The following is a 21,907-nucleotide window of genomic DNA, read 5'->3' on the forward strand; positions in this document are numbered from 1 at the left end:
CAAAGCCAGGGGTTTAAAAAACCGGGTGTATTTCAGTGAAAAAAGAGCTTGACCCCGATACCTATAAGGATCAGGCCTCCCAGAAGCCGTGCCCGCTCTCCCGCCACCTGCCCCAGAAAACGGCCCAGCACCAGGCCGGAAAAGGTCATCAGGCCGGCCACCAGCCCGAAGGTGACCACGGTAAAAATAAGCTGCGCCTGCAGGGTACCCAGGGTGAATCCCACGCTCAGGGCATCCATGCTCACACTGGCCCCCAGAAGGAGCAGCCCCCAGTTGTTCAGGAGCATAACCCGCGGCGCGTCCCCGCCGGAGGACTCCCTGATCATGCGCACCCCCAGGTAGAGGAGCAGCACTGCCCCCACCAGGGTAGCGGTGCGCCCCAGGAATCCCCCGGCCAGCTCCCCGAGCTGAAAACCCAGCAGGGGCATGGCAATGTGGAAAAGGAGCACGGTCAAAGTTATCAGCAAAACCTGCAGGCGTTTAACCCCGGCCATACCGATACCCAGGCACATGGAAAAGGCATCGGTACCCAGGGCCACGGCCAGCAAAAAGAGGGCTGGAATACTCAACCGCTCCGCCTCCAAAAAATGCATTTGTGCTGGATAATCCGGTTCCGGTCCCCGCTATTCCACCGGCGCGGGTACGCCGGCGGAACCATCCCGGCAGCACCTACACCCTTTCAATGTGACCACCCGCCGCCCGCCGCAGCCGGTTCATCACGGCCAGCCCCAGGCCCCGGGGCTCGATACCTTCCGCCAGGATCACATCCACTCCCCGCCCCTCCAGCTGCCGCAGGGCGGCAAAAAGGCGGGAAGCAATGGCGGCGGGGTTCTGCCGGGAACCGGCCACCACCACCTGGCCCCCGTTTAACTTCCCGGCCGTTTCAGCGGTGGCCAGAATTCCCACCCGCCGGCCCAGGGCACGGTAATTATCGGCCAGTTCCTTTAAACGGGCCGCCACCCGTTCCGGCTCCCCTTCCACCAGCACAAGGGGAACCCGGGGGGCATAGTGCCGGTACTTCATGCCCGGTGAACGGGGACGGGACACATCCCCCCCGTCAGCACCCGGGTCCACTTTAACCTTACCAATAACTTTTTCCAGTTCCTCGGGCGTTATACCACCGGGGCGGAGGATAACGGGCACATCCGCCACCAGATCCAGGACCGTGGACTCAACACCCACCCCGGCCGGACCGGCATCCAGAATGGCATCAATACGGCCGTTCAGGTCCTGCAGGACGTGCCCGGCAGTGGTGGGACTGGGGCGGCCGGAAAGGTTGGCGCTGGGCGCGGCCACGGGAATCCCGGCCGAAGCAATCAGGGCCAGGGCCACGGGATGCGCGGGCATACGGATTCCCACGGTATCCAGCCCCGCCGTAACTTCCCGGGGAACGCCGGGTGCGGCGGGAAGCACCAGGGTCAGGGGACCGGGCCAGAAGGCCGCCATTAATTTTTCGGCAGTGGCAGGCCAGCTGCGAACCAGCGGCCGGAGCATTTCCCGCCCGGCGACATGGACAATCAGGGGGTTGTCCGGAGGGCGCCCCTTGACCTCGAAAATGCGCCTGACAGCACGGCCATCCAGGGCACTGGCTCCCAGGCCGTAAACCGTCTCGGTGGGAAAGGCCACCAGCCCTCCCCGGCGCAAAATCATTCCCGCCCGGTCTATGATTTCGGACCGGGGCTCCACCGGGTCCACCTGCCAGTATGCCGTCCGCAGTTCCATACCAACACCTTCATCCAGAAAAATGTACATACCGCCGTGACACAAAAAGTATACCACAAAATAGCGTTTAAAAATATTACCGGAAAGTACCCCGTGGCAGGCCGGCATTATTTGTTATAAAATAGGGCATGGGTCAGCCGAAATCATTATGGGGAGAACTGGAATGGATGCTGTAGTGGCAGAAAAGTTAACCAAAGAGTATAACGGTAAGGTAGCCGTACGCGGTATTTACTTTCGTGTTCATTACCGGGAGTGCTTCGGCTTTCTCGGGCCCAACGGGGCGGGGAAAACCACCACGGTAAACATGATTTACTGCCTCTCACCCGTTACTTCCGGAAAACTCACCGTCCTGGGAATGGACGTCCGGAAACACCCCCGGGAAATTAAAAGCCGGCTGGGGGTGGTGCCCCAGGAAAACAACCTGGATCCGGATTTAAAGGTACTGCAGAACCTGCTGGTTTATGCCAATTATTTCCGCATCCCGCCCGCCACCGCCCGCAGCCGGGCCCTGGAACTGCTGGAGTTCTTCGACCTGGCCGACCGGGCCGGCGAAAAGGTGGACCGCCTCTCCGGGGGGATGAAGCGCCGCCTGACCATTGCCAGGGCCCTCATCAACAATCCCGAACTGGTAATCCTGGACGAGCCCACCACCGGGCTGGACCCCCAGGCCCGGCACCTGGTCTGGCAGCGCCTGCGCCGGTTGAAGGAGAGGGGGGTGACCCTGCTTTTAACCACCCACTACCTGGAAGAAGCCAGCCAGCTCTGCGACCGGCTGGTGATCATGGATCGGGGGGAAATCCTGGAGGAAGGAAAACCCGGGGAACTGGTGGCCAGGCACATCGGGCAGGAAGTGGTGGAAGTGGGCCTGGAACAGATGGAGGAAGCAGCAACGGCACTGGTGGTGGAGCGAACCGGCCACCTGCTGCGGGAGCACCTGGAGGTGGGGGACAACCTCTTTCTTTTCCCCCGGGAAAAGGGCCAGGCCGTGCTTCAGGCCCTGCAGGACCTGCCCCTGCGTTTCTCCCACCTGCTGCTGCGCCCCGCCACCCTGGAGGACGTTTTCTTAAAACTTACGGGAAGGGGGTTGCAGGCTTGAGGTTCCCGGACGTCTCCCCGCTGGTGTGGCAGGTACTGCGCCGCCACCTGATTGTTTTCAGCCGCAACTGGGTGACAAACCTCACCTTCAATTTTTTTGAACCCCTGCTTTACATCACGGCACTGGGCGTGGGCCTGGGTGCCTATGTACAGGACATGGAAGGGCTGCCCTACCTGCATTATCTTGCCCCGGGGCTGGTGGCCTCCTCAGCCATGTTTGCCACCACCTACGAGTGCACCTACGGCACCTTCGTGCGCATGGAGTTCCAGAAAACCTTCCACGCCATGGTAGCCACGCCGGTAAGCATTGATGACGTTATCGTGGCGGAAATATTGTATGGCACCTTCAAGAGCGTGCTGTACGGCACGGTAATCCTGCTGGTCATTCTGGTCCTGGGGCTGGTAACCTCGCCGTGGGCACTTCTCGTCCCGCCGGTGCTGGCTGTCGCGGGATTCCTCTTTGCCATCCTCTCCATGATCTGGACGGGGCTTGTACCCAATATGGAGAATTTCAATTACTTTTTTTCCCTGATCATGACGCCCCTGTTCCTTTTCTCGGGCGTCTTCTTCCCTTTAAGCGGCCTGCCCAAAATCATGCAGGATCTGGCCTGGCTGAGCCCCCTCTACCATGTGGTCAACCTGGTCCGGAGCCTGGTGCTGGGGCAGGTCCATCCAGGCCTGCTGGGGGATTTCCTCTGGCTCTCGGTGCTGGCAGCCGTACTGTTCCCCCTGTCCCTGAAGTTGATACGCCGGCTGATCATCAAATAGCCCGTTTTTTCAGGGGCCGGATGTCCGCTCTCCGAGTTTAACCAGGGGGAGCTTTTCTTCTCCCTTCACCAGGCGGCGGCGCTGCCAGGCACGCCGGGCGGCGATAAAGAGCTGGGTCAGCAGGAAAATGGCCGCCGCCAGCAGGACGATGGAGCCACCGGGAGCTGTGCCCAGGTAGTAGGAGAAGAGAAGGCCGCACAGGCAAACCGTCACCCCCAGAACCAGGGAAACCCGGAAAAGGCTCCGGAAACTACCGGCGAAGAGCTGGCCGGTAAGCACCGGGATGACCATCAGGGCTCCGACCAGCAGGACTCCCACCACCCTGGTGGCCACGCTCACGGTGAGGGCCACCAGCAGGATGAAGAGCATGTTCAGGCGGTCCACCGGCAACCCGGCCACCCGGGCGCACTCCTCGTCGAAGGAAATGAAAAATAATTCTTTGTAGAACAGGAACAGCAGGAGCATGGCCGCTGCTCCCACCACCAGGATCAGCAGCAGGTCCGCCGGGCTGACGGTAAGAATACTGCCAAAGAGGTAACCCATGATGTCCACATTAAAGCCCCGGACCAGGCTGATCAGGACCACGGCCAGGGCCAGCCCGGTGCTCAGCATCAGGGCCAGGACCGCCTCACCGTGCAGGCGACCGGTAGCCCGCAGGCGCTCCACGCCCACGGCAGCCGCCAGGGTCACCCCCAGGGTGGTCAGGGAGGGGAAAATACCCAGGATCATACCCAGGGCCAGCCCGGCCAGGGAAACATGGGCCAGGGTATCGGCCATGAAGGCGTAGCGGCGCAGAACCAGAAAAACGCCTACCGCCGGGCAGATCACGCCCGCTACCAGCCCGGCCAGAAGTGCCCGGACCATAAAATCATACGCAAAAATTTCTCCCATGACCGGTTCCCTTCTTTGTTAACCAGAATTAAAAGTTGTTCCCAAATAACCACCCCTCCCGGGGTGGTGTAGACAGAGCATCCGGGATGTGCCCTGGTTTTAGTCGTCGCTCCCGGTCGTATCGCCGGCCGGGCCAAAAGGCCCCGGCTCCGGTCCCCGGCGGGTACCGGCCACATTCACACCTCCTGTGTTCAGGTGGCCTCCGCGGACATCCTGCCGCGGCCCCGCCTCATCCCGTCGCCTGTGCCTGGCCCGGCAGCGCTCACTCCAGGTCGCTCCTCTTTTAAAACCAGGGCACATAAAGAGTTTGCCAGCAGCCTGATCACCCCTCCCAGTGGCTGTGCACCACCCGCCGCACAGGTGCGCCGTAGAGGCGGGACAGGTTGGCGGCAGTTAATACCCGGGAGGGGGCACCGCAGCAAACCAGGCGCCTGTTAATGCAGGCCACCCTGCTCACCCGCTGCGCCACGGCACCGGTGTCGTGGGTCACGGTGATCAGCGTGATACCCAGGTCCCTGTTCAGGTGCTCCAGGAGGGAGTAAAAAGAGTCGAGAGCCCTGCTGTCAAGACCCACCACCGGTTCGTCCAGCACCAGCAGCTCGGGCCTGCCCACCAGCGCCCGGGCAATAAACACACGCTGCTGCTGCCCGCCGGACAGACAGCCGATGACCCGGTGGCGGGCCCCGGCCATGCCCACCAGTTCCAGGGCTTCCTCCACCGCCCGGCGGTCTTCCCTCCCCGGCTTCCGGCCGGGACCCAGCAGACCAAAGCGGCCGGACAGGACTACCTCCTCCACCGTGGCCGGAAAGCGGGTATCAAAACTGGTGGCCTTCTGGGGTACGTAGCCAATCCGGTGCCACTGGCGAAAACGCTGCACCGGGACACCAAACAACCTTATTTCCCCGGAAAGCGGTTTTAACAGCCCCAGGACTAACCTGATCAGGGTTGTTTTACCCGATCCGTTGGGCCCCATCAGAGCCAGGAAATCTCCCGGCAGGACGGACAGGTTAATTCCCTCCAGGATTAATTCCCCGCCGTAGCTGAAGAACAGGTCCCTGACCTCAACCACAGGTTTCATGAGTGATCACCCAGCGCCACTTTCAACCGGGCCAGGTTTTCCCTCATTATGGAGAGATAATTTTCCCCCCGCTTCTCCTCCTCCGGGGTTATGTTTCCCAGGGGATTGAGCACCAGCGTTTCCGCTCCCACTTCCCTGGCCAGGGTGCGGGATACTTTGGGGCTTACCAGGGCTTCAAAGAAAACGTATTTAACATCATGCTCCCGGCAAAAAGCCACTATCTCGCGCATGCGGACCGGATCGGGCTCACTTTCCGGTGAAAGACCCATCAAGGCCACCTGCTGGAGCCCGTATCGCCGGGCCAGGTAGGCAAAGGCCGCGTGGGAGGTGACAATTTCCCTGCGCCGGAAATCCTGCGCGGCTGCCCGGTACTCCCGGTCCAGTTCCCGCAATGCGGCCAGGTATTCATCAGCCCGGGAGCTGTAGTAGGCAGCGTGATCCGGGTCGACGGCAATATAGGCATCCCGTATTTTTTTTACTATTTCCTGGGCCAGAACCGGATCCAGCCAGACATGGGGGTCCACCCCCGCTTCACCGTGGTCGCCCGGGCCGGCAATCAGATCCAGGCCCCGGCTGGCTTCGACCACCCTGACCCCTTTCTCCTCCAGCAAGCCCAGCTGCCGCTGCACCCAGGGTTCCATGCCGGCACCGTTGTAGATGAAGACCCTGGCCCGGGCGAGAGCAGCCATGTCTTTCGGCGTTGGCTCCCAGGTATGGGGCTCCGCACCTGCGGGCAGAAGCCTGGTTACTTCCACCCTTTCTCCCCCCACCTGGCGGGCAAAGTCGTAAAGGGGGTAAATGGTAGTCACCACGGCTATCTTCTCCCCGGCCGCCGGCACAGCGGTATTCCCGCTGCAGCCGGGCAGCCAGAGCAACAGCAAACCGGCCAGAAATAAAAAGGTTTTCCACGCTTTCAAATTCCCGCTCCTCCTCAGCCCGTTAAGAGTGGTGGGAAGACCCGTCTGACACTTGTTGACATTTTGGGCAATATCCGTATATTTTAAACGCGTGGCCGGTAATTTTAAAGCCCGGCTTTTCAAACTGAGCCCGGATCAGGCAGTCCTCGGGGCAGAAGGCCAGTTCCTCAGCCCGGCCGCATTTCAGGCAGACCAGGTGGTGGTGATGCCCGTTGCCGGCAAATTCAAAGCGCCGGCAGCCGTCGGGGAAATCCAGCTCGCTGGCCAGGCCGCAGCGGACAAACAGGTTTAAAGTGCGGTAAATGGTATCAAAACTGATGCTGGCATAGCGCTTCCGGACCAGCCGCCAGATCTCCTCGGCGCTCAGGTGTTCCTCCCCGCCCGCCTCTTCAATTAAAATGCGCAGCACTTCCTGGCGCTGCGGTGTCAGGCGCACGCCCTGCTCCTTCAGCTTGTGCAGGGCCTCCTGTAATTTCATAGCTATGCCTCCTAGATCAGAATTATTCCTATGTACCAGTGCTTATTACTTATTTAATCAAAGGGCCCGGCTTTTGTCAAGTTATAAAACGTCCCAGGTTAACCCATTTTCCACCTGTTTTCCGGCCAGCACCCGGGCTCCTGCTCAAATTTTACGCGGCCCGTTCTAAAAACTACCAGCCGGTTATATGTTTTATAACAATAACGTCCGGAAATTCGGGGTTCGGAGTGAGGGGCTTGTCTTTCGGGATCACCTATTTATCAGCCTTTACCCTGGGCCTTTTGCATGCCCTGGAACCGGGTCACGGGAAGAGCATCATGGGGGCCTACCTGGTTATTTCCCGGGGACGGGCTGTTGATGCGCTGCTCCTGGGGCTGATCACGGCCATCACCCACACCCTGGTGGTTATGATCCTGGCCCTGGGCGCCCGCTGGGTCACCTGGTTCACCGTGGCAACAGCCGGGGTACCCCGGCAGGAACTGGAAGTCTGGCTCCGGCTGATCTCCGGCCTGCTCATTGCCTTCATCGGCCTGCGCCTGCTCTTCTACCGGGGAAACAGGTGCCCGCACTGCGGTCACAGGGTGCACCTGCCCGCGGGGGCCGGGGTTGGACGGGACCGCTGGGGTGTATTGCTGGTGGGAATTACAAACGGGCTTTTCCCCTGCCCGGGGGCCCTGACCGTAATGCTTCTCTCCATTGGCAGCGGCACACCCCTGGTGGGACTGGGCCTGGTGCTGGCCTTCGGCCTGGGTGGCGCGCTGGCCCTGGTGGGGGTGGGATTATTATTTGTCAAGCTTTCCCACCTGGCCCAGAACATGCTGGGACAGCGCAGCTGGCGCTGGCTCACGGTAACCAGCGGCCTGCTGATTTTTTTTACCGGCCTTTTAACCGTGTGGACGGCCCTGCCCTAAAAAGGCGCCTTCTTCCGTGCCACCACCAGCCGCTCCCGGCCGGCCAGATCCCGGTGCACCCGGTACTGCCAGGTATCCGGCGGGAACAGGGGGCCGAGCAGGGAAACCTGGCCGGGACTTATCTCCATAAGCAGGTGCCCGCCCGGCACCAGTAACTCCCGGGCCTGGGGAACCAGGCGGCGGTAGAGCTCCAGGCCGTCCGCACCGCCGTCTAAAGCCAGGTGCGGCTCGTAGCAGGCCACATCCGGCATCAGCCGGCCAATATCAGCCGATGGTATATAGGGCAGGTTGGCGGCCACCAGGACCAGGCTGCCCGGGGGAAGTATTTCCCGCACCGGGGCCAGCAGGTCTCCGGAGAGAAAAACAATGCGGCCGGTTACCCCGTGCCGCCGGGCATTTTCGGCAGCCACCGCCAGGGCTGCCGGGGAAATATCGGTGGCATAAACCGTACCCCGGGCCAGGTAGCGGGCCAGGCTGACGGCAATGGCCCCGCTGCCCGTTCCCACATCGGCAAGCAGGGGCTCCCCGGGGACGTCCCCCCTGCCCAGAATTTCCAGGGCCATCTCCACCAGCAGCTCCGTTTCCGGGCGGGGAATGAGCACATCCCGGGTGACCAGGAAGTCCAGTCCCATAAACTCCCGGTGGCCCGTCAGGTAGGCCACCGGCTCGCCGGCGGCGCGCCGGCTCAGCATTTCCTCAAATCTTACCCTTTCCTCCCGGGTTAAGGTGCGGTGGGCTTCCCGGTACAGACCCACACGGTCCGTACCCAGAACGTGGGCCAGGAGCACCTCCGCCTCCAGGGCAGCAGCCTCAATTCCCTTCCGGTGCAAAAAGGCCCTGGCCCGGGCCAGGGCAGCAGCGATATTCATATTGTTTCCTCCCCGTTCAGGCGCTGTCCGCCTCTTGCAGGCGCCTGGCCTGGTCCGTAGTCACCAGGGCATCGATAATTTCATCCAGTTCACCCATGAGAACATCCTCAAGCCGGTGGATGGTCAGGCCAATCCGGTGGTCGGTAACCCGGTTTTGCGGGAAGTTATAGGTGCGGATCCGCTCGCTGCGGTCCCCCGTGCCGACCATGGAACGGCGGGCGGAGGCAATTTTTTGCTGCTGCTCCTCCTGCAGCCGGTCCAGGAGGCGGGCCCGCAGGACCCGCATGGCCTTCTCTTTATTTTTATGCTGGCTTTTTTCATCCTGGCAGGAAACCACAATTCCTGTGGGCAGGTGGGTGATGCGAACCGCCGACTGGGTCGTATTCACCGACTGCCCCCCGGGCCCCGTGGAGCAGAAGACATCTATCCGCAGGTCATTGGGGTTGATCTCCACTTCCACTTCCTCAGCTTCCGGCAGGACGGCCACCGTCGCCGCGGAAGTATGGATGCGTCCCCCCGATTCGGTGGCGGGAACCCGTTGCACCCGGTGCACACCGCTTTCAAACTTCAACTTGCTGTAGGCGCCCTTGCCTTCTATTAGAAAAATGATCTCCTTAATCCCGCCCAGGTCGGTGTAGCTGGTATTCATCAGGTCAATTTTCCAGCCCTGGCGCTCGGCATACCGGGTATACATCCGGAACAGGTCGGCAGCAAAAAGCGCCGCCTCTTCACCCCCGGTACCGGCCCGAATTTCCATAATCACGTTCTTCTCATCATTGGGGTCCCTGGGCAGCAGGAGAACCTTTAATTTATGTTCCAGTTCCTCTTTTTTTTCCTCCAGGGTTTCCAGTTCCGCTTCCACCAGTTCCCGGAAATCGGGATCCAGTTTTTCACGCAGAAGTTCCTTTGCCTCCTGGAAATCCCGGCATACCTTTTTATAATCCCGGTAGACAGCAACAATCTCTTCCAGCTCGGCGTGGGTTTTGACATACTGCTGCCAGCGCTGCCGGTCGTTCATTACTTCCGGGTCGGCAATAAGCCTGCCCAGTTCCTCATAACGCTGCTCCAGGCTGTCCAGCTTTTCCAGCATACCTGGCATCACCTCCTAGCACCGCACCCAGGGCGGCAATGGCTACCTCCACCTGGTCGTCGTCGGGTTCCCGGGTGGTCAAGCCCTGCAGCCACCGGCCCGGAATGATGAAAAGACGGCACAGAAAGAACCGGGGGTACCTGGCCGATAGCTTCAGCAGTTCATAGGAAACCCCCGCCAGCAGGGGCAGCAACAGGATGCGGGAAGTTACCCGCCACCAGAGAACCTGCTCGCCCAGCAGGGAGAACAGGAATATGCTCACCACCAGCACAATCAGGATAAAGCTGGTGCCGCAACGGGGATGAAAGGTGGAATATTGCTGCACCCGGGAAACCACGAGCTCATCCCCGGCCTCGTAAGCGTTGATCACCTTGTGTTCGGCCCCGTGATATTGAAAAACCCGCCGGATATCGGGCAGCATCCCGATGGATACCACATACAGGAGAAAGACTCCCAGCCGGATCACCCCTTCAACCAGGTTCTGGAGAAAGGGGCCCCGCAGGAATCCGGCCAGCAGGTGGGCCAGGCCGGCGGGAAGAACCACGAATAAAAATATCCCCAGGGCCAGGGCAACGGCCAGGGTTAAAATAATATCCCGGGTGGTCAGTTCTTCCTCTTCTTCCACAGCCTGGCTGGCTGAAAAGGAAAGGGCTTCCAGGCCCATAACCAGGGATTCAACCAGCACCACCACCCCCCTGATGAAAGGCCATTTCAACAGGGGAACACGGGCCGCCAGGGAACCCACGGGCCTGGTATCCAGAACCAGGGTGGCATCGGGCCGGCGTACTGCCACTGCTCTTAAAGCCGGCCCCCGCATCATCACACCCTCAATAACAGCCTGCCCGCCGTATTGAAAATTGCCCATTGTCCTCTCCCCTTACCCGAGCTGGAGGAAAATACCCGGGCAGCACACGCCTCCAAGCAAATAGCAGAGCGCCCGCTCTGCTACCTATTTCAAGCCATATTTTTTACGGAACCGGTCGGCCCTTCCCCTGGTCTCCACCGTGCGCTGGGAACCAGTAAAGAAGGGGTGACACTTGGAACAGATTTCTACCCTGAGCTCCTTTTTGGTGGAGCCGGTCTCAAAAGTATTGCCGCAGACGCAGATCACCCTCGCCGGCCCGTACTTGGGATGAATGCCTTCTTTCACCGGAAAATCACCTCGCTTAAAAGCACATCATGATCGTAAATTACATGCTCAATCATTATAACATAGTGTATAATATGGAGCAAGGTTAAATCACTTGAAGAGCATAGATATTACATGATATGTTAATGTCAGGTAAAACTGATATTCATCACCAACCTTCCTGCAGGAGGTTTTTTATTTGACAGGTTCCACCCCGCATCCCCTGGTACTGCTCCTATCCGGCAACCGGGAAACCATCTCGGCTGTGGCTTCCCAGCTGGAATACGACCTGTACAACCTGCTCATCACCGCCCGGGAAGAGGAAGCCGTTGAGCTCCTCCGCCAGCACAGGGCCGACGTGCTCATCTTCGAGCCCCTAAAACCACAGCCCCATGCCGGCTGCCTGGAATCATTTTTACAGGAAGAGGGCAATAAACTCCCGGTAATTCTTGTCACCAGTTCCCGGGACAATTTTACCAGCCACCCCTGGTTAAGGGTGGACGAGGTCCTGCACACACCCGTAAGCCGGGTGGAACTGGCGGCGCGGCTGAGATCCGTGACCACCCTGCGGCAGCTGGAAAAGCAGCTGGCCGACCAGCCCCTGGCTCCCCGCGGGAAAAGCCGGGTCCTGCTGGTGGAGGACAGCCCCCTGCAGCGCAGGATCCTGGCCGGGTACCTGGCCGGTGAAGGTATGGAAGTAATCACCGCCGCCGACGGTGCCCAGGCCCTGCTGCTGGCCAAACAGCAGAAGCCCGACCTGATCCTCCTGGATGTAATCCTGCCCGGGATGGATGGTTTTGAAGTCTGCCGCCGCCTGAAAGAGAACCCGGGCTTAAAAGATATCCCGCTGGTATTCATCACCTCCCGTCAGGGAAAACAGGATAGAATTCGCGGCCTGGAGTGCGGGGCAGATGATTTTTTATACAAGCCGGTGGACAGGGAGGAACTGCTGGTCCGCACCCGCTCCCTGCTCCGGCGCAAGCAGCTGATGGACACCCTGGCCCGGGAAGCCAGCCGGGATCCTCTGACCGGCCTCTACAACAGGCGCCAGCTGGCTCTCGACCTGCAACGGGAAATTTCCCGGGCCTGGCGCTACTCCACCCCCCTGGCCTTAATCATGGCCGATGTGGATTATTTCAAAAACTACAACGATACCAACGGCCACCTGACCGCGGACGAGGTCCTGCAGCAACTGGCCGCCCTGCTTGTTGCCCATACTCGAAATGTGGACACCGTGTACCGCTACGGGGGTGAAGAGTTCATCATCCTTTTGCCCCAGACGGGTCAGGACGGGGCACTTACCGCGGCAGAGAAACTGCGCCGGATGGTGGAACAGCACCCCTTCCCCCACCGTGAGAAACAACCGGGGGGGTGCCTGACCATCAGCCTGGGGGTGGCGGTATATCCGGACCACGCCCGGGACGCGGAAGAGCTCCTCCTGGCCGCCGACCGGGCCATGTACCGGGCCAAAAGGGAAGGCCGCAACCGGGTTGCTATGGCCGCACCTCCCGGCTGAAATTCCCCACCGTAAGCCCCGGGACCTTTTGCAGCCGGTTGACGAGTTCCCCGATACCGGCCGGCTCACCCCGGGCCGGCGGCAGGTGGTTAAAGAGATAATCGGGATCGATGTTTAAATTGCGCAGCTGCACCATCTGCACCCCCGTCTCCTCGACAAAGGTGAGAAGAGCCTCCATTTCCTCCTCCCGGTCGGTCAGGCCGGGCAGCACCAGGAGGTTCAGGGAAACAAACACCCCGCTCCGCCGGGCCAGCAGGATGGAGCGGCGCACATCGCCGAGATCGTAGCCGCGGGGCCGGTGGTAGGCCCAGTATATACCCGGCCTGGCGCTGATCAGGCTCACCCTGATAGAATCCACCCCGGCGGCGATAACCTCTTCCATGCCGGCGGTATGGCCGGCATTGGTATTTATATTAATCGTTCCCCGGGATACCCGCCGCCGCACCCGGGAAGTGGCGGCGGCAATGATTCCGGCAGCCAGCAGCGGTTCCCCTTCACACCCCTGGCCGAAGCTGATAATCGCGCCAGAGGCGCGGCGCAAATGCTCCTCCATTACTTCCACCACCGCTTCCAGCGGAGGGGCGGATGGGATCCGCTCCTGCGGCGAAGGACAGCATTCGGGCGGCTGTCTGGAAATGCACCCCAGACAGCGGGCATTGCAGCGGGGGGAAACGGGCAGCCCTCCCTCCCAGCGACGGTAAAAAATGTTCTGGGCGGTAAAGCAGGAGTATTCCCGGGCACAGCGGGCCAGCCCGGCCAGGACGGGATTGCCGGGATGGCGGCGCAGGCGCGCGGTAATCAGAGCATCCAGTTCCGGGGTGTTGAAGTGCACGGGATCCCAGCGGTAAGGATCATCCGTCTGCCGGGCCGCCACCCACAGCCCTCCTTTATGCCAGGCCACTGCCGTGTAACCCAGGAGGGGCAGGGGCTTTTCCCCCGCCGGCCGGCGGTAAGCCGGCAGGAGGGTACGGGTGTAACCCTGGGGCAGAAGGGCAGCCACCGCATAAGCGGCCTTCCCCCTTACCCTTTCTACCAGCACAAAGTTGCCCCGCCGGTCGAGCCCCACCGGGCTGCCGGCGGGAATGAGCACCAGGGAAGCGCCCCGGGGCAGGGGCATCATCTCGGAAGGGGTTATCTCCACAAAGCAGTCCCCGGTCCGCCCGGCTGCGGCCATTTCAGGATGATCGTAAAAACGCCCCCGGTAATCGGCATATACCAGACGATACACGAAAAAAACCTCCGCGAAAGACAGGCTCTTAAACCATGCTTCCATTATAGGCAAGGGGGAGGAGCAGGTCAACAATTTGAACAGGCCCGCAAAAGAAGCGGGCCTCCAGCATTTAGACAAAATACTTCGGGGATGTGCCCTGGTTTTACCGCAGGAGCGACCTGGAGTGAGCGCTGCCGGGCCAGGCCCGTGCCGCGGACAGGATGTCCGCGGAGGCCACCTGAACACAGGAGGTGTGAATGTGGCCGGTACCCGCCGAAGACCGGAGCCGGGGCCTTTTGGCCCGGCCAGCGAAACGACCGGGAGCGACGAGTAAAACCAGGGCACATTAAGAGCCTGTTCACGAGCAGGCCCGCAAAAGAGGCGGGCCTTTAAACTCTGGTACGGGTGAGGCATAACATGGGGTCGTAGGGTATACCGTTCAGGCGCACCTCCAGGTGCAGGTGAGGACCGGTGGACCGGCCGGTGCTGCCCACCAGGGCGATCACTTCCCCGGCCTCCACCCATTGCCCCGGCTCCACCAGCACCTGAAGGGCGTGGGCGTAAAGGGTTTCCAGCCCGTCCCCGTGGTCAATGATGACCGTATTGCCGTAAGTACCCCGCGGGCCGGCGAAAGCGACCCGGCCGGAACGTACCGCCCGGATGGGCTCACCTTCCGCAGCAGCTATATCCAACCCCTCGTGGGGCCGGCCGTCCCGCCAGCCGAAGGGGGAGCTTACCCACCCCATTACGGGCCAGGATAGCTGGCCCACGGGCAGGGCCGGGATAACAGCTCCTGCTTCCGGCCCGTCACAGGCAACAGGTACGGTAACCTCCTGACCCGGGAACAGGGCATCGGGGTCTGTTAAACCGTTAACGGCCACCAGCCGGGATACGGGTACGCAGTAGCGCCGGGATATCTCCGAGAGGGTTTCTCCCGGCAACACCGTATGGGCCACCACCCGGGCGGGTACCTGCAGCACCTGCCCTTCCACGATGAAGTCGGCGTCCCGGATGCCGTTTATCTCCTGCAGGGCAGATACCGGCAGGCCGTAACGGCTGGCTATGCTCTCCAGGGTATCACCCGGCTGCACCCGGTACTCCTGCCGTTCAACTGCCGGCGATTCCTCTTCCACTGGATGAAGAATGCCGTAGCTGCCGCTGAGAATGGCCTCATCGGGGGCGGCATAAGAAGACACCCCCGGCAGCAGGCTGGCCACCAGAATGGTCCCCCCTACCAGTAATATACCTAATTTACCCAGACCTTTCTTAACTAACTCATCCATATGCAGTCCTCTCCTTTAGCTGCTTCCCGGCGGAACGCTTTCAAAACGCACCGCCATTTTGTAATCAAGCAGTCTAAAAAAGAGGATTGCCAGCAGGGGGGCAGTTTTATACATGGGACGCAAGGATTAAGGCATAAAGGCAAGGCGTTATCACCGCGCGCTTCGGCGGGTGCTGTTACCGGGCTCCGCAAAGTCGCAGGCTCAGGACAACGCCGTACCCCAACCGGGGAAACAAATTTTAATTGATTATTTGCGCATGGCGCGAACTGTCACTGGCTTTCGGGGGAAATATCCCGGCGCACGTCGGGAGGCCTGTCAGGAGGGACCACCGGGCCGCTTTTACGGGCCGCGCGGAAGAGGCGGAGGAGCTCTTCGTTGGTTTTGGTCTTTTTCATCCGCTCCACGAGCATCTCCATGGCCTCCCAGGGGGCCATACCCACGGTAGCTTTGCGGAAAAACCAGATCCACTCCAGTTCATCCCGGGACAGCAGCAGCTCTTCCTTGCGCGTGCCGGAACGCTGTACATCGATGGCCGGGAAAAGGCGCCGCTCAGCCAGGCGGCGGTCCAGAATAAGCTCCATATTTCCCGTACCCTTGAACTCCTCGAAAATTACATCATCCATCCGGCTGCCCGTTTCGATGAGGGCGGTGGCCAGTATGGTCAGGCTGCCGCCTTCTTCCAGGTTGCGGGCAGCACCGAAGAACCGCTTGGGTTTATGCAGGGCTGCCGGGTCCACACCACCGGAAAGAGTGCGGCCGCTGGGGGGAATGACCAGGTTGTGTGCCCGGGCCAGGCGGGTGATGCTGTCCAGGAGGATCACCACATCCTGTTTGTGCTCCACCAGTCGTTTGGCCCGCTCCAGCACCATCTCCGCCACTTTCACATGATTTTCCGGCGGCTCATCAAAGGTGGAACTCACCACTTCGCCTTTCACCGAGCGTTCAATATCGGTAACTTCTTCCGGCCGCTCATCGATGAGAAGCACAATGAGGTTTATCTCCGGGTGGTTCCGGGTGATACTGTTGGCAATCTCTTTTAACAGCATGGTCTTGCCCGCCTTGGGCGGTGCCACAATCAGCCCCCGCTGCCCCTTACCGATGGGAGCCACCAGATCAATGATCCTGGTGGCAATTCTGTCCGGTTCGGTCTCCAGGCGAACCCGCTCCTGGGGGTAGAGAGGGGTGAGGCCGTCGAAGTGCAATCGCTCGGCAGCTTTCTCCGGATCGACACCGTTCACCTGTTCCACCCGCAAAAGGGCATAGTAGCGCTCGTTTTCCTTGGGCCCGCGCACCTGCCCGGCTACCAGGTCCCCCGTGCGCAGGTCAAAGCGGCGGATCTGGGAGGAAGATACATAGATGTCATCGTGGCTGGGCAGGTACTGAAAAGGCCGCAGGAAACCGTAGCCGTCAGGGAGGATCTCCAGCACTCCCTGGGCATAAATTAACCCGTTTTTCTCCGCCTGGGCTTTAATGATCTCAAAAATAAGCTCCCGCTTGCGCAGGCGGGAATAGCCGGTAAGCTCCAGCTCCCGCGCTATTTTATATAACTCCTGCATGGTTTTGCTTTCGAGTTCCGAATAATTCACATTACATCCATTCCTTTCCATCCCGATATGGAAAATAAATTGCTTCCCGCCCCTGCCTTCCCGGAACTGCGGGAACCAAAACTCAAAAGGATATGCTCGCTAAAGGAGTATATTGCTGCTCAAGCAGCCGCAATACTTGTACTCCGGAATACAATAAAGGGTAATACAGCCAGGCAAAAGGGAAAAGAAAATAATTACAGGGAGAACAACCGGCCGGTTTTGAATTTATGAGGAGGGTGTGTACATTTATGGGTGTTTGGTGGTCCGCCGCATTTCCAGGATGCGGCGGACGGGGAAATAAATCAACAGCCACGCCGCAGCAGCATTTATGGCCGCCCCCACAAAAAAGGGGTAACTCAGCTGCTTGAGGGTGGGAAGGGACCCCCCGGTACCGGTTTCCACCGCCACGCTGCAACCGGTTACAGCATTGCCCACCAGGTAATTGAGGATGTAAAAAAAGGGGACGGCCCATTTGAAAAATGCAGCTGCAAGGGCGGCAGCAACACCATTTACCTTCAAGCAGCGGGCCAGAAGGTAGGCCACAGGGATGCTGATGAAAGGTATGGGAAAAAAATCCAGGGCCGTCCCCAGGGCAACCCCATGGGCAATTTTATGCGGTGCCCCGGGAAGGACCATTATTTTGTGATAATATTCTACCACGATTTTGTTTTTCCAGCACAGGATCTTCTCTTTTATACGCATTACCACCGCAAGACAGCAGGTTTATTTCCGGGGTACCCTGGCCCAGTCGGCCAGAAACTTTTCAATGCCGGCATCCGTCAGGGGATGCTTGAGCATTTGCATCAAAACTTTATAGGGCACCGTAGCAATATCTGCCCCGGCCCGGGCGGCCAGGATTACGTGCACCGGATGACGAATACTGGCGGCAATTACTTTGGTGGGGAAATCGTAGTTGCTGTAAATGGCCATGATTTCCTGGATCAGCTCCATCCCGTCGTGGCCCACATCATCCAGGCGGCCGGCAAAGGGACTGACATAGGTAGCCCCGGCCAGGGCCGCCAGGAGAGCCTGGTTGGCTGAAAAGACCAGGGTTACGTTGGTTTTGATCCCCCTGGTCGCCAGGACCTTTACCGCCTTGAGCCCCTCGGCGGTCATGGGTATTTTAACCACAATATTGGGATGGATGGCGGCCAGTTCCTCCGCCTCTGCAATCATGCCTTCAGCATCAAGGCTCACCGCCTCGGCACTGATGGGCCCGTCCACAATGGTGGTGATTTCCCGGACAACTTCAGCAAAATCCCGGCCCTCCCTGGCAATCAGGGACGGGTTGGTGGTTACACCGCTGATTACACCCAGGGCGTACGCTTTCCTGATCTCCTCCACATTGGCAGTATCCAGAAAAAGCTGCATGAACAGTCCTCCTCGAACTCAGCCATAATGCTGTCTTATTTCTGCAAAATTCATCAGGGGAGCGCCGCGGGGGTTCAAATAAGCCGGCCTTACCATTTAGCCTTTCCGGAGCAGCCAAAGACCCTCATCTTTTCCCGGATTGTTTCCACCGCCGCGTCCCGGGCCGGACCCAGGATCTTGCGGGGGTCAATTTCCCGGGGGTCTTCAGCAAGCCTGCGCCGGATGGCTTCCACAAAGGATTCCCGGATATTGGTATCAATGTTGATCTTGCGTACCCCCAGCCGGATGGCTTCCTTTAAATCATCGTCGGGTACACCGGAAGCTCCGTGCAGGACCAGGGGAACGGACACCTGTTCCCTGATCCGGGCCAGGCGGGCAAAATCCAGCTGCGGCCGGCCCTTATAGCGGCCATGGGCCGTACCAATGGCCACGGCCAGCGAATCCACTCCCGTTTGCTCGACAAAATACCGGGCCTCACCGGGATCGGTGAAGAAGGCTTCCCGTTCATCAACGGCAATATCGTCTTCCACACCGCCTATTCTCCCCAGTTCGGCTTCCACCGAAGCACCCACCGGCCTGGCCACGGACACCACCTGGCGGGTCAGGGCAATGTTTTGCTCCAGGGTCAGGTGGGAACCGTCAATCATCACGGAAGTAAAGCCGGCTACAAGGCAGCAGACCACCTGGTCAAAACTGGTACCGTGATCCAGGTGCAGCGCCACCGGTACCCTGGCTCTGCGGGCGGCTGCCCGCACCATGGCCGCAATATAATCAACACCGGCATATTTGATAGCACCCTGGCTCGCCTGCAGGATTACCGGGGCCTTTTCCGCTTCCGCCGCCGTCACGATGGCCTGTACTATTTCCATATTATTGCAGTTGAAGGCTCCGACAGCATAACCTTCAGCGGCGGCATCCTTGAGCAGGACGCTTACCGGGACAAGGGGCAATTTCCCTCCCCCTTTCTTTTTATTTCCATTATCCCCCGGGGGGAAAAATATTATTTATGGCTCTTCCTTTTTTCCATCATTCCTTATCCGGCTCTGGCATTACCAGTTATGGTGGGGTTTATCCGGAGGGCTACCGAAGCATCCGCAGGTATGCCGGCTCAGCTTGATTTTCCAGGCCCTCTCTATGGCGTCCAGATCCTGCCTGGTTTCCGCGTATACTATATAATAGTTTTAACAGCGCCTGCAGTGCAACTCCAGGCGATCGGGAAAGACATCCACATCAATATGCTGGTTGCCGCATTCGCAGTAAATTCTTCCTTCCCGGCCCAGGTTATGCAAATGTCTTATAACTGCCGACATCACTTCCTGGTTATGGAAGAAACCGTCCGCCAGGAAATCCATTCCATCCAGGGTATTTCCCAGATAAACCTGATCCCTCATCCGGCTCTGTACTCCCAGATACCCCAGCTCCAGGCCGGTAACCTGACAAAACAGCTCGATATTATCGGTCCTCGACCACAACGCACGGGCCGTGACCAGGGATGTGTGGCTCGACCCACAGACCACGCAGGGAACCTCTATGTACACCCTCTTCCGCCGCACAACGAAGGAAGACTTGAGGGCACCGCAGGAACAGTGGATATGCAGGGAGGAGCGGGCACCTGCCAGGGCAAACCGGGAAACCTCATGACGCTCCAGCTTGCCGCATTCCGGACACCGCATAACCAGGGTCGTCTGGGTATTGATAATCACGCAAACCAAGCCCCCACTAAACCTGCCTGTGCAGTATCTTTAGCCTATGACCTCCAGATAGCTCCTGACCGGGCGCTTGTCCGCGAGGAGGGCCCGGACGAAATAACGTACCTCCTGGAGATCAAAAGGCTTGCTTACATAATGCTTGACTCCCAGCGTCCTGGCCTCGCCAAGCAGTTCATATTCTCCATAAGCAGTCATTAAAATTACCGGCAGATCCGGATTTAACCTGCGGATTTCCCGAAGAACATCCAGCCCGCTCATACCGGGCATTTTCATATCCAGCAGCACCAGGTCTATGCCGCCCTGTTTAACTTTCTGGAGTGCCTCAGGCCCGGAAGCTACCGACACCACTTCATAGCCCTCATCGTTTAGGGCCTCCTGCAGCATACGACGTACTCCGGCCTGATCGTCCACCACCAGCAAATAATACCGGCAATCCGCCATCCAGCCACACCCCCGCTGAAACTGTTTCACCCCATAAATGCGATGCGTTAATGTACTGATTCGGCAGGGGGTACCAAATCCCTCCCGGGAGGGAAATTTTTTTCACCTTCAGCCGGCCAGCGGTAAAAGGGAAGAAATACCCGCCGCAAAGATCACCAGCAGGACTATCCCGCTCAGGACAATTACGGCCGGGGGCAGCAATACCACAAGCACAGCCCGGCCGGCGGAAAACCGGTACATCTCCATCAGCCCCAGGACTACCAGGACAACACCCCACAGGAAAACAGCCAGCCCCAAAACAGCCGTGACCGCGGTAAGGCCCGTTCCCCGGACGTTGAACAGGTAAAGCAGCACATCCACAGGGATCATGAGCAGCCCCGGCAGCGCCGCCAGGGCAGTTATGGTCAGAACCCCGGAAGCCCTGGCCTGCCCGCCCAGCAAACTGGCAGTAAGGTAAAGGAGGGCGCTTACCACCACCCACTTTATGTACTGGAAAATCAATCCCGCCACCGCCATCATGGGTGCAACCGGGGTCAGCCAGTGCATGCCCATGTAAGGAGGAACGGCCTGCATGCTTAAATGATAGCCCATCAGCCCACCGGCAAGGGCGCCGGCCAGGTTGACCAGGGTAAAGATTATAACGGCCAGGCCAAGGGGCGGATTGGCTGACAGCCGCCGGAAAGTAGAACGGGGTTCAAAAAAAACACCGTAGATTAGATCAAGAAAGCCCGGGGGTGACTCCGGAGGGGCAGCAGGACTGCCTTCACCGGGGATTGTGGTCTCGCCGGAAGTTCCGGTATACTCTTCCACCTGGATCACCTCCATAACTTATCCCCGGGAAGGGGGAAACACAAGTTCATCACCATCCGTAACGGGAGGGAGGCAGGGAGGGCAAATCAGCCAGATGGCCGTTGGCAGGTCGGAATTACCGCTGCCCCTGAAGGGGGAAAAGGTTCCGGCCAGGAAACCGGGCGGCCAGATGCCCCGGGGACCCAATTCGGTGATGGCGGGCTCGGGGCCCAGGCCGGCCAGACGCCCGGCCAGGCGCACGGCATCCCTCAGGTTGCCCAGCTCATCCACCAGCCCCAGCTTCTGCGCCTGGCGCCCGGTATATACCCGCCCGTCGGCCAGCTCCCTCACCCGGTCCAGGTCCATTTTCCTGCCCTCGGAAACAGCATGCAGGAACTGATCATATATGTCGTCCACCATACTTTGAAAGATGTCCTGCTCCGCCGGGGTCACCGGCCGGTTTGGTGAACCCATATCCTTGTACGGTCCGCTTTTGAAGGTGCGGGTATTGATGCCCAGCTTGCCGTAGAGGCCCTGCAGGTCCTGGGTCTGCATGATTACACCAATGCTGCCGGTCAGGGTGCCGGGGTTGGCCACAATTTTATCCGCACGGCTGGCAATCCAGTAAGCCCCCGATGCAGCGGTATCACCCATGGAGGCCACCACTTTCCTGCCACTTTTACGCAGCCGGTCCACTTCCGCGGCAATCTCCTGGGCCCCGGCGGCGGTACCACCCGGGCTGTTCAACCGCAAAACCACGGCTTTAATGGCCGGGTCCCGGGATGCCCGGCGTAATTGCTCCATTACTTCTTCCGAACCGGTTCCCGTACTGAAAAGCCCCGCGCCGGCCCGGCCGCTGACAATGGTGCCGTTAATGGCAATAATGGCCACCGTTCCGGTATTCCCGGCAACCCTTATCCTGCCGTCCGCCCGGCCTAAAACGCTCACCAGCCCGGCACCCAGGGAAAGCAGCACTGCCAGGCACACCGCGGCGGCAATAAACCTTTTTTTCATACCGGAAAACCTCCCACAGGGCTATTTTTACCCGGCCGGC

At 59.7% G+C, this 21,907-nt stretch carries 24 protein-coding genes; 4 read left to right on the plus strand and 20 right to left on the minus strand.

The genetic code is table 11. From position 1 onward, the window contains the following. Window positions 1–32: 32 nt before the first annotated feature. Together BUB44_RS06665 and BUB44_RS06670 are read right to left on the minus strand one after the other, a co-directional pair. Window positions 33–569, minus strand: a complete 537-nt coding sequence (locus BUB44_RS06665) for a manganese efflux pump MntP (RefSeq protein WP_073164459.1) — start codon at window positions 567–569, stop codon at window positions 33–35. Between the two features lie 100 nt (window positions 570–669). After that, the gene (locus BUB44_RS06670) at window positions 670–1,722 is read right to left on the minus strand and encodes an L-threonylcarbamoyladenylate synthase (protein WP_073164559.1); all 1,053 of its coding nucleotides are present in this window, start codon (window positions 1,720–1,722) and stop codon (window positions 670–672) included. Between the two features lie 163 nt (window positions 1,723–1,885). Here BUB44_RS06670 and BUB44_RS15960 point away from each other — a divergent pair, with 163 nt between their 5' ends. Together BUB44_RS15960 and BUB44_RS06680 are read left to right on the plus strand one after the other, a co-directional pair. Continuing rightward, window positions 1,886–2,818, plus strand: a complete 933-nt coding sequence (locus BUB44_RS15960) for an ABC transporter ATP-binding protein (RefSeq protein WP_083543136.1) — start codon at window positions 1,886–1,888, stop codon at window positions 2,816–2,818. After that, window positions 2,815–3,585, plus strand: coding sequence for an ABC transporter permease (locus BUB44_RS06680; RefSeq protein ID WP_027355896.1), 771 nt, complete (start codon window positions 2,815–2,817; stop codon window positions 3,583–3,585). Before BUB44_RS15960 ends, BUB44_RS06680 begins: the two co-directional genes overlap by 4 nt. 9 nt (window positions 3,586–3,594) lie before the next feature. Here BUB44_RS06680 and BUB44_RS06685 read toward each other — a convergent pair whose 3' ends face one another. From BUB44_RS06685 to BUB44_RS06705, 4 genes are all read right to left on the minus strand, one after another. Then, window positions 3,595–4,476: a metal ABC transporter permease gene (locus BUB44_RS06685; protein WP_051617815.1), complete on the minus strand. Its 882-nt coding sequence runs from the start codon at window positions 4,474–4,476 to the stop codon at window positions 3,595–3,597. A 322-nt stretch (window positions 4,477–4,798) separates the two neighbouring features. Then, window positions 4,799–5,554 carry a metal ABC transporter ATP-binding protein gene (locus BUB44_RS06695; RefSeq protein ID WP_073164468.1) on the minus strand — a complete coding sequence of 252 codons (756 nt, stop codon included), beginning with the start codon at window positions 5,552–5,554 and terminating at the stop codon, window positions 4,799–4,801. Next, window positions 5,551–6,471: a metal ABC transporter substrate-binding protein gene (locus BUB44_RS06700; RefSeq protein WP_073164471.1), complete on the minus strand. Its 921-nt coding sequence runs from the start codon at window positions 6,469–6,471 to the stop codon at window positions 5,551–5,553. The genes BUB44_RS06695 and BUB44_RS06700 overlap by 4 nt, the downstream gene beginning before the upstream one ends. 22 nt (window positions 6,472–6,493) lie before the next feature. Beyond that, the gene (locus tag BUB44_RS06705) at window positions 6,494–6,949 is read right to left on the minus strand and encodes a Fur family transcriptional regulator (RefSeq protein WP_034634352.1); all 456 of its coding nucleotides are present in this window, start codon (window positions 6,947–6,949) and stop codon (window positions 6,494–6,496) included. Between the two features lie 227 nt (window positions 6,950–7,176). Here BUB44_RS06705 and BUB44_RS06710 point away from each other — a divergent pair, with 227 nt between their 5' ends. Next, window positions 7,177–7,860, plus strand: a complete 684-nt coding sequence (locus BUB44_RS06710; protein ID WP_083543140.1) for a nickel/cobalt transporter — start codon at window positions 7,177–7,179, stop codon at window positions 7,858–7,860. On the opposite strand, the gene prmC is transcribed toward BUB44_RS06710, so the two are convergent. From prmC to rpmE, 4 genes are all read right to left on the minus strand, one after another. After that, entirely contained in the window at window positions 7,857–8,729 is an 873-nt protein-coding gene (prmC, locus tag BUB44_RS06715; protein ID WP_073164477.1) for a peptide chain release factor N(5)-glutamine methyltransferase, read from the minus strand. The genes BUB44_RS06710 and prmC overlap by 4 nt on opposite strands. Window positions 8,730–8,745: 16 nt before the next feature. Then, on the minus strand, window positions 8,746–9,819 hold the full coding sequence (gene prfA, locus BUB44_RS06720; RefSeq protein WP_027355900.1) for a peptide chain release factor 1: 1,074 nt from the start codon (window positions 9,817–9,819) through the stop codon (window positions 8,746–8,748). Further along, window positions 9,782–10,684 carry a DUF1385 domain-containing protein gene (locus BUB44_RS06725; protein ID WP_027355901.1) on the minus strand — a complete coding sequence of 301 codons (903 nt, stop codon included), beginning with the start codon at window positions 10,682–10,684 and terminating at the stop codon, window positions 9,782–9,784. The genes prfA and BUB44_RS06725 overlap by 38 nt, the downstream gene beginning before the upstream one ends. An 84-nt stretch (window positions 10,685–10,768) precedes the next feature. Further along, window positions 10,769–10,969: a 50S ribosomal protein L31 gene (gene rpmE / locus BUB44_RS06730; RefSeq protein WP_013824439.1), complete on the minus strand. Its 201-nt coding sequence runs from the start codon at window positions 10,967–10,969 to the stop codon at window positions 10,769–10,771. A 178-nt stretch (window positions 10,970–11,147) separates the two neighbouring features. Here rpmE and BUB44_RS06735 point away from each other — a divergent pair, with 178 nt between their 5' ends. Then, window positions 11,148–12,464 carry a diguanylate cyclase gene (locus BUB44_RS06735; RefSeq protein ID WP_051617820.1) on the plus strand — a complete coding sequence of 439 codons (1,317 nt, stop codon included), beginning with the start codon at window positions 11,148–11,150 and terminating at the stop codon, window positions 12,462–12,464. Here the strand turns inward: BUB44_RS06735 and BUB44_RS06740 are convergent. The 10 genes from BUB44_RS06740 to sppA form a co-directional block, all read right to left on the minus strand. Continuing rightward, window positions 12,442–13,692, minus strand: coding sequence for a radical SAM family protein (locus BUB44_RS06740; RefSeq protein WP_242655882.1), 1,251 nt, complete (start codon window positions 13,690–13,692; stop codon window positions 12,442–12,444). The two genes, BUB44_RS06735 and BUB44_RS06740, sit on opposite strands and share 23 nt — an antisense overlap. 371 nt (window positions 13,693–14,063) lie before the next feature. Further along, window positions 14,064–14,957 (minus strand): peptidoglycan DD-metalloendopeptidase family protein, encoded by an 894-nt coding sequence (locus BUB44_RS06750; RefSeq protein WP_051617822.1) that lies wholly within the window; start codon window positions 14,955–14,957, stop codon window positions 14,064–14,066. Between the two features lie 269 nt (window positions 14,958–15,226). Then, a complete protein-coding gene (rho, locus tag BUB44_RS06755) occupies window positions 15,227–16,543 on the minus strand; it encodes a transcription termination factor Rho (protein ID WP_027355903.1) in 1,317 nt (438 codons plus the stop codon). A gap of 246 nt (window positions 16,544–16,789) precedes the next feature. Further along, window positions 16,790–17,245, minus strand: a complete 456-nt coding sequence (locus BUB44_RS06765) for a DUF2062 domain-containing protein (protein WP_073164480.1) — start codon at window positions 17,243–17,245, stop codon at window positions 16,790–16,792. Between the two features lie 21 nt (window positions 17,246–17,266). Beyond that, window positions 17,267–17,914: a fructose-6-phosphate aldolase gene (gene fsa / locus BUB44_RS06770; protein ID WP_027355906.1), complete on the minus strand. Its 648-nt coding sequence runs from the start codon at window positions 17,912–17,914 to the stop codon at window positions 17,267–17,269. A gap of 89 nt (window positions 17,915–18,003) precedes the next feature. Continuing rightward, entirely contained in the window at window positions 18,004–18,864 is an 861-nt protein-coding gene (locus BUB44_RS06775) for a class II fructose-1,6-bisphosphate aldolase (protein ID WP_027355907.1), read from the minus strand. Between the two features lie 231 nt (window positions 18,865–19,095). Further along, a complete protein-coding gene (locus BUB44_RS06780; RefSeq protein ID WP_073164483.1) occupies window positions 19,096–19,617 on the minus strand; it encodes a hypothetical protein in 522 nt (173 codons plus the stop codon). A gap of 39 nt (window positions 19,618–19,656) precedes the next feature. Beyond that, window positions 19,657–20,064, minus strand: a complete 408-nt coding sequence (locus BUB44_RS06785; RefSeq protein WP_027355908.1) for a response regulator — start codon at window positions 20,062–20,064, stop codon at window positions 19,657–19,659. 108 nt (window positions 20,065–20,172) lie between these two features. Beyond that, the gene (locus tag BUB44_RS06790) at window positions 20,173–20,889 is read right to left on the minus strand and encodes a Yip1 family protein (RefSeq protein WP_027355909.1); all 717 of its coding nucleotides are present in this window, start codon (window positions 20,887–20,889) and stop codon (window positions 20,173–20,175) included. Window positions 20,890–20,892: 3 nt separating this feature from the next. Continuing rightward, window positions 20,893–21,867, minus strand: coding sequence for a signal peptide peptidase SppA (sppA, locus tag BUB44_RS06795; RefSeq protein ID WP_027355910.1), 975 nt, complete (start codon window positions 21,865–21,867; stop codon window positions 20,893–20,895). Window positions 21,868–21,907 lie beyond the last annotated feature (40 nt).

Origin of the sequence: Desulfofundulus australicus DSM 11792 (assembly GCF_900129285.1) — a bacterium.
Classification (GTDB): Bacteria; Bacillota; Desulfotomaculia; order Desulfotomaculales; family Desulfovirgulaceae; genus Desulfofundulus; species Desulfofundulus australicus.